Below are 7,807 nucleotides of genomic sequence, written 5' to 3'. Positions count from 1 at the left end.
TGGCCAGTGACTATCAGGCCAACCTGCAGCGTTTCGCTGATCTGGGTGTCGATGTGCAGATCACCGAGTTGGATGTGATGACCGGTGGTAACCAGGCCAGCATCTTCGGTTCGGTCACCCGCGCCTGCCTGGCCGTCTCACGCTGCACCGGCATCACCGTCTGGGGCGTACGCGACTGTGACTCCTGGCGCGGCAGCGACAACGCCCTGCTGTTCGACTGCAACGGCAACAAGAAGCCCGCGTACACAAACGTCCTGAACGCCCTCAACGCCGGTGGCACCACGCCGCCGCCGGACCCGACCACCCCGCCGCCGGACCCGACGACGCCTCCGCCGGGGCCGGGTGGCTGCACGGCGTCGGTGTCGTTGAACTCGTGGACCGGTGGGTTCGTGGCCACCGTGCGGGTGACCGCCGGTTCGTCCGGCACGAACGGCTGGACCGTCAGCATGGCGCTTCCGGCCGGTGCGAGTGTCACCAGCACCTGGAGCGCCTCGGCCAGTGGCTCCACCGGCACGGTGCGGTTCACCAATGTGGACTACAACGGGCGGATCGGCGCGGGTCAGGCCACCGAGTTCGGCTTCCAGGGCAACGGCAGCGGAGCCGGCATGACCCCCACCTGCTCCGCCAGCTGATGATCCGATGAACACCTGATCGGCGACGCCGGTGCGGAGGACCGCTCGTGGTCCTCCGCACCGGCCGGCGTGGTCTCGTACCGCGTCATCGGGGCGCGGCGGACAGGTCGACGGCCGTGGCGCCGACGACGGCCCGGTTACCGTCCTGCTGCACGTAGCCGACCACCGTGGCCCGCTGGGGATCCATGGTCCGCGGCGCCTGCACCTCCACCCGGCCCTGCCCCGTGTCCAGAGCCACCGAGGTGAAGGCCCGTACCACGTTGTCCTGCCGCAGGGTCCGCCCGGCGTTCTCCCCTCGGGCGACCTCACTCCGCAGGCCGCGTTCCACGACCGCCACGTTCACCACCGCGCGCTGCGGGGTCCGCTCGGCCCGGACGTCCACCACCACGCGGCGTTCCCCGTCGAAGTCCCGCACTGACAGCCCCAGGGGTGTGGCGGCGGTCGCCGTCAGGGCGGACGCGATCGCGTCCGCCGCGCGCCGCCGGTCGGACCCGACGAACTCCGCGGTGCCGTTGACGATCATCTGCGGGGTGTACAGCCGTCCGGAGCCGAAGGCGCGGGCGTACGCCTCCTGCCGCGCGGTGTACGCCGCGTCCGCGAACGGGTCCGGCCAGCCCAGGTCGTCCCAGTAGTCGACGTGGAAACCGAGGGCGAAGACCGGCTGCCCCCGCGTCCGGGCGTCGCTTTCGATCTCGGTCAGCAGTTCCTCGGCGGGAGGGCAGCTCGAACAGCCCTGGGAGGTGAACATCTCCACGACGGCGAAACCGCCGTTCGTCGACGGGTCCGTCATGGCGCGTCTCCTCCCACGGTCCTCCGGCGGCTCTGCGATTCCCGTTACGGTCGGGAGAATGCCTGCGCACCCTGTGATTGGATGATCCGGTGCAGTTCACCGTGACAGACGCGCCGGAGCGGGAACGCTTCGAGGCGCGCGACGAGGCGGGCGTTGTCGCCGGCATCGTGACCTATCAGTTGACCGGCGGCATCATCGCCTACACCCACACCGAGGTCGATCCGGCGTTCGAGGGCAGGGGCGTCGGCTCGACCCTCGCCCGCGCGGTGATGGACGACGCGCGGGCCAGGGGCCGCACGGTCGTGCCCATCTGCCCGTTCCTCGCCGAGTGGTTGACCAAGCACCCGGAATACGAGGACATCGTGGTCCGATCGACGCGGAAGATGAAATAGGGGTACGAGGACCGTGACCGTTTCCGCCTTCCGTGCCCTGCACCACGGCCGCGCCGCCGGTGACCCGCTCGTCCTGCCGGGGCCGTGGGACGCGGCCAGCGCCCGGGTTTTCGCCGACGCCGGCTTCCCCGCGCTCGCCACTCCGAGCGCAGGCGTCGCCGCCTCGCTCGGTTACGAGGACGGCTCCACGCCGCCCGACGAGATGTTCGCCGCCGTGGCGCGGATCGTCCGGGCCGTCCCCGTGCCCGTCTCCGCCGACGTCGAGGGCGGCTACGGTCTGGCCCCCGACGAACTGGTCGGGCGGATCCTCGACACGGGCGCCGTGGGTTGCAACCTGGAGGACTCCGAGGGGCACGGCACCCTCAAGGACCCGCAGCGGCACGCGGACTGGCTGGCCGAGGTGCGGGCGGCGGCGGGCGACGCCCTGTTCATCAACGCGCGCGTCGACACGTTCCTGGTCGGGGCGGGCGACCCGGCCGACGCGGTGGCGCGGGCCCGGCTGTACGTGGCCGCCGGCGCCGACTGCGTCTACCCGATCCTGGCGCCGAACAAGATGCTTCCGACGCTGCGTGAAGGCGTCGAGGGCCCGCTCAACATGGCCGCCGGCCCGGCCCGGGAATCCGTGGCGGAGCTGGCGCGGCTCGGTGCCACCCGGATCACCTTCGGCCCGGGAATGCAGCGGTACGCGATGGGGACGATCGGCGATCTCGCGGCGGCGCTGCGCGCCTGAGGGCCACCGCCTCAGGCAGGGCCACGGCCTCAGGCAGGGCCACTCTTCCGGCAGGGCCACGCCTCAGGCGTCGACGCGGGCGGCGAGGGCGTCCACCAGGCGGCGGGTGGAGCCGGCCAGGTTCCACCTGCCGGCCAGATCGAGCAGCCGGTCCGGGTCGGCGGGCGCCGTCGGCAACGCGGTGGGCAGCTGCGGCAGTGGCACGTCCAGGGCGACCCGGACCACCGTCGGCGCCACACCCAGGTAGTCGCGGGCGGCGACCAGCTTGGTGCGCAGGCCCGGTGCGAAGGACGAGTCGGAGTCGTCCAGCGCGGCCAGGATGCCGGCGATGCTGCCGTACCGCTCGATGAGCCGCGCGGCGGTCTTCTCGCCGACGCCCGGCACCCCGGGCAGCCCGTCACTGGGGTCGCCGCGCAGCGCGGCGAAGTCGGCGTACCGGTCGGCCGGCACCCCGTAGCGCGATCGCACGGCGGCGTCGTCGCAGTCGTCGAGCTTGGCCACGCCGCGCCCCACGTAGAGCAGCCGGACCTCCCGGGTGTCGTCGACGAGCTGGAACAGGTCCCGATCACCGGAGACCACCTCGACCGGGCCCGGCTGGGTCACCGACAGCGTGCCGAGCACGTCGTCGGCCTCGTAGCCGGTCGCGCCGACGGCCGTGATGCCGACGGCCTCCAGCACCTCCAGGATCTTCGGCACCTGCGGGGAGAGCGTGTCCGGTACGACTTCGCCACCCTGTGGCGCCACCCGATGCGCCTTGTACGACGGCAGCAGGTCGACCCGCCACGCCGGCCGCCAGTCGTAGTCGAGGGCGCAGACCATCCGGTCGGCGCCGCGCCCGCGGATCAGGGTGGCGAGCATGTCGAGGAAGCCGCGTACGGCGTTGACGGGGGTGCCGTCCTCGGCGCGGGCGGCGGACTCCGGAATGCCGAAGTATGCCCGGAAGTAGAGGCTGGGTGCGTCGATCAGCAGGATCGGGGATCGGTGTGCCACGCCGAACAGCCTGGCACAGCCCTCCGACGATCGGGGGTACGCCCGGCCGCCGCCGGGGTCAGCGCTGCTCGTCGTGCCGGTAGACGGCGTCCCGGCGGGCCAGGTGCTGCACGACGTAGCTCACCACCAGCAGCAGGATCGCGACCAGCACCTCGACCCAGGCCGCGACCCCGTCGGCCGCGGTGAGCCCGACGACGAGCAGGACCAGGCCGACAAGCGCGAGCACTCCGGCCCACAGTTGCCGGCGACGGCGTGTCGCCGTCCGGTGCGCCCCGTTCGCTGTCACGTGGTCCTCCCGGTCAGGGTGTCCCGCGTGGGCACCCGCCTCAGGCTATGGCCCGTGGGGACGCCCGGGCCGGAAAACGGCCGCGCGGGTGGCCGCCGCGCGGCGCAGACTGCCGGTATGGCGTTCCTCCCCGGCCTGACGCTGGCCCGCCGCTACCACGACGAGGTGGTCGCGCCGATCCTGCGCCGCCGTTGTCCCGATCTGCCGTACGCGGCCGGACTGCTCGACGGCGGTTCGGAGTTGCTCGGCCTGGACACCGCGCGGTCCACCGACCACGACTGGGGGCCGCGTGTGCAGCTGTTCGTCCCGGCGGCCGAGGCGGCCCGGATCCCCGGGGTGCGCGCGGCGCTGGATGCCGACCTGCCGCTGGAGTTCCTCGGCTGGCCGACCCGCTTCGCCGGGGAGGACGGGCGACTGGGCGTCCCCGATCCGGCGGCCAGCCGACACGGGGTCAGCGTCGACGAATTGGCTGGCTGGTGGCGCGACCGGCTCGGCTTCGACCCGGGCGCTGGGGTTGCCACGGCCGACTGGCTCGCCACCCCGACCCAGCGGCTGGCGGAGGTGACCGGCGGCGCGGTGTTCCACGACGGTCTCGGTGGCGCGCTGACGGCCCGGCGTACGGCGCTGGCCTGGTATCCGCCGGACGTGTGGCGGCACGTGCTCGCCGCCGCCTGGACCCGGATCGCCCAGGCGGAGCACCTGCCCGGCCGGTGTGCCGAGGTCGGTGACGATGTGGGCAGCCGGGTGGTGGTCGCCGGGCTGGCCCGGGACCTGATGCGGCTCGGCCTGCTGCTGCGCCGACGCTGGCCGCCGTACGACAAGTGGCTCGGCACGGTCTTCGGCCGGCTGGACGGCGCCGAGCCGGTGATCGCGGCGCTGGCCGACGCGCTCGGCCCGGGTGACTGGACACGCCGCCAGGCCGGGCTGATCGAGGCGCTGGAGACGGTGGCCGAGTGGACCGACGAGACCGGCCTGGCGCGCCGGTGCGCGCCCGGGGCCGACCGTTCCACAGCCGCCCGTTCCTGGTGCTGCGCGCCGAGCGGATCGCCGCCGCGCTGAGCGCCGCCGTGACCGACCCGACGCTGCGTGACCGGCCACCGCTGGGCGCGGTCGACCAGTACGTGCACAGCGTCGATGTCCTCACCGACGCGGCCCGGGTCCGCCGGCTCGCCGGCAGCGTCTGATCGCCGCGTTTCCCGGCGCGTACGCGCCGGGGGCGCACGGGTACCCGCCCGGTTGGGCGGAGATCCGCGGCGCCCGGGGCTGCACCCTGGAGTCGACCACCTACGCCGACCGGCACCCGGACTTCCCCGGCGGCCGGCGTGCGGGTGTACGGAATCAGCACCCAGCGCCCGGACCAGCTCGCCGACTTCGCCGCGTACGCCGAATTGCCGTTTCCGTTGCTGTCCGACCAGGACGGTCGGCTCGCCGCCGGGCTGCTGCTGCCCGTCTTCCGGGCCGGCGGGCTGACGCGGTTCAAACGGTTGACGCTCCTGGTCGACCCGGCGGCGGTGGTCCGGTCGGTGCAGTTCCCGGTCACCGATCCGGCTGGTTCGGTCGACGAGATGCTCGCCCTGGCCCGTGAGCACCCGAGGATCCCCGGCTGACGCTGGGCGTCGGCCGGGGATCCTCGCGGTCGCGTCAGGCGGGGAGGGTCCAGCGCTGGTTGGCGCCGGCGAAGCAGTCCCAGATCTGCAGCCGGGTGCCGTCGGCCGAGCTGTTGTCCGCGGCGTCCAGGCACTTGTTCGACTGCGGGTTACGCAGCGTGCCGTTGGACTGGGCCTGCCACACCTGGGCCCCGCTGCCGTTGCAGTCCCAGAGTTGGACCTTGGCGCCGTTGGTGGTGGAGCCGCTGGCGATGTCGGCGCACTTGCCGAGGGCGCGCAGCGTGCTGTCGCCGGCCACCGTCCAGGTCTGGGCGGCGCTGCCGTTGCAGGTCCAGAGCTGGATGGCGGCGCCGTTGGCGGTGCTGGCCGAGGCCACGTCGACGCACTTGCCGCCGATGCCGGTGATCCGGCCGGTACGACCGGTCGGCGGCGGGGTGGTGCCGCCCATGATGGTGTCGTACATGGCGCTGACCAGCGAGGTCGAGCCGGTGGTGTCCTGCGACAGCTCCCAGTTCATCACGCCGCCGGCGTTGGCCAGCGCCCACTGCGTCTTGCGCTTGACCGTCGGGATGCCGTTGTAGCACTGCTGCGCGCCGCCGGCGGTGGTGCAGTCCCGGTTGGCGTTGGCCGGGTCCAACGCGACCAGCGCCGAGTACGTGAAGTAGCCGGGGCGGCTGTAGAACGGGATGCCGAGGACGGCCTTGCTGGCCGGCAGGCCGCGGGACTTCCAGAGGTTGATGCTGTTGATCGACCAGTCGTAGTTGGAGTGCGGGCTGCCGCCGTCGTACGCCATGATGTTGAGCCAGTCGACCTGGTTGAACACGGCTGGCTGCACGCCGTCGAGGTAGTAGCCCTCACTGACCACGGCGGCGGTGAGCAGCTTGCCGCGGCTGTGCATCGCGCTGCCGAGCTGCGTCATGAGCGCGGTGTAGTTGTTGGCCGAGCGCCCGGGTCGGGGTATTCCCAGTCCATGTCGACGCCGTCGAGGTTGTACTGGTTGACGAAGTTGACCAGGTTGTTGACGAAGTTGGTGCGACTGCCGGAGTTGGCGGCGAGGGCCTCGAACGCCGAGTCGTTGCCGTCGTTCCAGCCGCCGACGGCGATCGACACCCTGACGTTGTTGGCGTGCGCCTGAGAGACCAGGGAGGAGAGCTTGCTCGGGTTCTCCACCGCGCGCAGGCTGCCGTCGTTGTTGGGCAGCACGAACGCGTAGTTGATGTGGGTGAGCTTGTTGTACTGGATGGTGTTGACGTTGCCGGCCCAGGAGGGCATGTAGCCCACGCTCTTGAAGTTGTTCGGCAGCACCACGGCCTGCGCGGCGGTGGAGGTGACGGTGAGGGTGGCGCCGGCCGTGGCCAGCGCTAGCAGGCCGGCGGCGAGGGCGCGGCGCAGTGGTGAGGACATCGGGGGCCTTCCCGTGGGCGGGGGACGACGCCCGCCCGCGCAGGGTTGTCGCGGGCGGGAGATGCGGGAGCAGGGACGGGTGGGCCTCGAGGCAGCCAAATCTTAAAGAGTGTTAACTGTCGGAGTCAATCAACACCGGTGGATTTCCTTCGTACCGGTTGTCCGAATTCGAGGCGAGCCCAAACGACCGTTAAGCTGACGGGGTGGGAACCGACGAGCTGTACCCGCCGGACCGGCTGGCCGCCGCGCAGCGCGCCACGGCCGCCGCCGGCCTGGACGCGCTGCTGCTCACCCCCGGCTCCGACCTGCGCTATCTGACCGGGTACGACGCCCACGCGGGGGAGCGGCTGACCTGCCTGGTGCTGCCCGCCGAGGGCGACGCGACCTGATCGTGCCCAGGCTGGAACGCCCGGCCGCCGAGGCGTCACCCGCGCCGGCCACCGGCGTACGCATCGTCGACCATGCCGACGGCACCGACCCGTACCCCCTGGTGGTGGCTGCCCTCGACGGCCCGGTGGCGGCGGTCGGGCTCGCCGACCGGATGTGGGCCGAGCAGGTCCTCGCCCTGCGCGCGGCGCTGCCCGGCGCCGCGCAGCGACTCGCCGGGGAGGTGCTGCGCGAACTGCGCGTCCGCAAGTCCCCGGCGGAGGTCGCGGCCCTCGCCGAGGCCGGCGCGGCGATCGACGAGGTGCACCTGCGGATGGGGGAGTGGCTGCGCCCCGGCCGCACCGAGGCCGAGGTGGCCGCCGACATCGCCGCGGGGATCCGCGCCGCCGGGCACGTCAGCGTCGACTTCGTCATCGTGGCCGCCGGGCCGAACGGGGCCAGCCCACACCACGGCACCTCGGACCGGCCGATCGGCGCCGGCGAGCCGGTGGTGGTCGACATCGGCGGCACCATGGCGTCGGGCTACCGCTCGGACTGCACCCGCACCTACGTGACGGGAGCACCGGCCCCCGCCGACTTTCTCGACTAC

General features: G+C 72.8%; 11 protein-coding genes and 1 pseudogene. 7 read left to right on the top strand and 5 right to left on the bottom strand.

Going from position 1 to position 7,807, the window contains the following annotated elements:
• A partial coding sequence (locus tag JNW91_RS27545; protein WP_203178343.1) for an endo-1,4-beta-xylanase occupies positions 1–632 on the top strand: 632 nt, incomplete at its 5' end.
• Positions 633–717: 85 nt separating this feature from the next.
• On the opposite strand, the gene JNW91_RS27540 is transcribed toward JNW91_RS27545, so the two are convergent.
• Positions 718–1,422 (bottom strand): DUF1223 domain-containing protein, encoded by a 705-nt coding sequence (locus JNW91_RS27540; protein WP_203178341.1) that lies wholly within the window; start codon positions 1,420–1,422, stop codon positions 718–720.
• Between the two features lie 89 nt (positions 1,423–1,511).
• Here JNW91_RS27540 and JNW91_RS27535 point away from each other — a divergent pair, with 89 nt between their 5' ends.
• Both JNW91_RS27535 and JNW91_RS27530 read left to right on the top strand, forming a co-directional pair.
• Positions 1,512–1,814, top strand: coding sequence for a GNAT family N-acetyltransferase (locus JNW91_RS27535; RefSeq protein WP_203178339.1), 303 nt, complete (start codon positions 1,512–1,514; stop codon positions 1,812–1,814).
• Positions 1,815–1,827: 13 nt separating this feature from the next.
• Positions 1,828–2,544 carry an isocitrate lyase/PEP mutase family protein gene (locus JNW91_RS27530; protein ID WP_203178337.1) on the top strand — a complete coding sequence of 239 codons (717 nt, stop codon included), beginning with the start codon at positions 1,828–1,830 and terminating at the stop codon, positions 2,542–2,544.
• 63 nt (positions 2,545–2,607) lie between these two features.
• Here the strand turns inward: JNW91_RS27530 and JNW91_RS27525 are convergent, their stop codons facing one another.
• Positions 2,608–3,534, bottom strand: coding sequence for a 5'-3' exonuclease (locus JNW91_RS27525; protein ID WP_203178335.1), 927 nt, complete (start codon positions 3,532–3,534; stop codon positions 2,608–2,610).
• Positions 3,535–3,592: 58 nt separating this feature from the next.
• Positions 3,593–3,820 carry a hypothetical protein gene (locus JNW91_RS27520; protein WP_203178333.1) on the bottom strand — a complete coding sequence of 76 codons (228 nt, stop codon included), beginning with the start codon at positions 3,818–3,820 and terminating at the stop codon, positions 3,593–3,595.
• Positions 3,821–3,937: 117 nt separating this feature from the next.
• Between JNW91_RS27520 and JNW91_RS27515 the strand changes: the two genes are divergently transcribed.
• From JNW91_RS27515 to JNW91_RS32735, 3 genes are all read left to right on the top strand, one after another.
• Positions 3,938–4,879 (top strand): DUF4037 domain-containing protein, encoded by a 942-nt coding sequence (locus JNW91_RS27515; protein ID WP_238425807.1) that lies wholly within the window; start codon positions 3,938–3,940, stop codon positions 4,877–4,879.
• Positions 4,846–5,004 carry a hypothetical protein gene (locus JNW91_RS32740; protein ID WP_238425806.1) on the top strand — a complete coding sequence of 53 codons (159 nt, stop codon included), beginning with the start codon at positions 4,846–4,848 and terminating at the stop codon, positions 5,002–5,004. The genes JNW91_RS27515 and JNW91_RS32740 overlap by 34 nt, the downstream gene beginning before the upstream one ends.
• Positions 5,005–5,142: 138 nt before the next feature.
• Positions 5,143–5,427 carry a redoxin domain-containing protein gene (locus JNW91_RS32735; protein ID WP_309244499.1) on the top strand — a complete coding sequence of 95 codons (285 nt, stop codon included), beginning with the start codon at positions 5,143–5,145 and terminating at the stop codon, positions 5,425–5,427.
• A gap of 34 nt (positions 5,428–5,461) precedes the next feature.
• On the opposite strand, the gene JNW91_RS33270 is transcribed toward JNW91_RS32735, so the two are convergent.
• The gene (locus JNW91_RS33270) at positions 5,462–6,346 is read right to left on the bottom strand and encodes a ricin-type beta-trefoil lectin domain protein (protein ID WP_255545305.1); all 885 of its coding nucleotides are present in this window, start codon (positions 6,344–6,346) and stop codon (positions 5,462–5,464) included.
• Positions 6,343–6,831, bottom strand: a complete 489-nt coding sequence (locus tag JNW91_RS33265) for a glycosyl hydrolase family 18 protein (protein ID WP_255545304.1) — start codon at positions 6,829–6,831, stop codon at positions 6,343–6,345. The genes JNW91_RS33270 and JNW91_RS33265 overlap by 4 nt, the downstream gene beginning before the upstream one ends.
• Positions 6,832–7,034: 203 nt before the next feature.
• On the opposite strand from JNW91_RS33265, the pseudogene JNW91_RS27500 reads away from it, so the two are divergent.
• Positions 7,035–7,807 (top strand): annotated as a pseudogene (locus JNW91_RS27500) (M24 family metallopeptidase); the annotation flags it as partial.

The organism is Micromonospora parastrephiae (assembly GCF_016802865.1).
Lineage (GTDB): Bacteria > Actinomycetota > Actinomycetes > Mycobacteriales > Micromonosporaceae > Micromonospora > Micromonospora parastrephiae.
The sequence above is the reverse complement of the archived record's forward strand: the minus strand, read 5'-3'. Positions and strand labels throughout refer to the sequence as shown.

What these genes read in the sequence shown, in the direction of transcription:
- JNW91_RS27515 (WP_238425807.1), top strand. Translation starts at nt 3,938, where the DNA reads ATGGCGTTCCTCCCCGGCCTGACGCTGGCCCGCCGCTACCACGACGAG.
- JNW91_RS33265 (WP_255545304.1), bottom strand. Translation starts at nt 6,831, where the DNA reads ATGTCCTCACCACTGCGCCGCGCCCTCGCCGCCGGCCTGCTAGCGCTG.
- JNW91_RS33270 (WP_255545305.1), bottom strand. Translation starts at nt 6,346, where the DNA reads ATGACGCAGCTCGGCAGCGCGATGCACAGCCGCGGCAAGCTGCTCACC.
- JNW91_RS27540 (WP_203178341.1), bottom strand. Translation starts at nt 1,422, where the DNA reads ATGACGGACCCGTCGACGAACGGCGGTTTCGCCGTCGTGGAGATGTTC.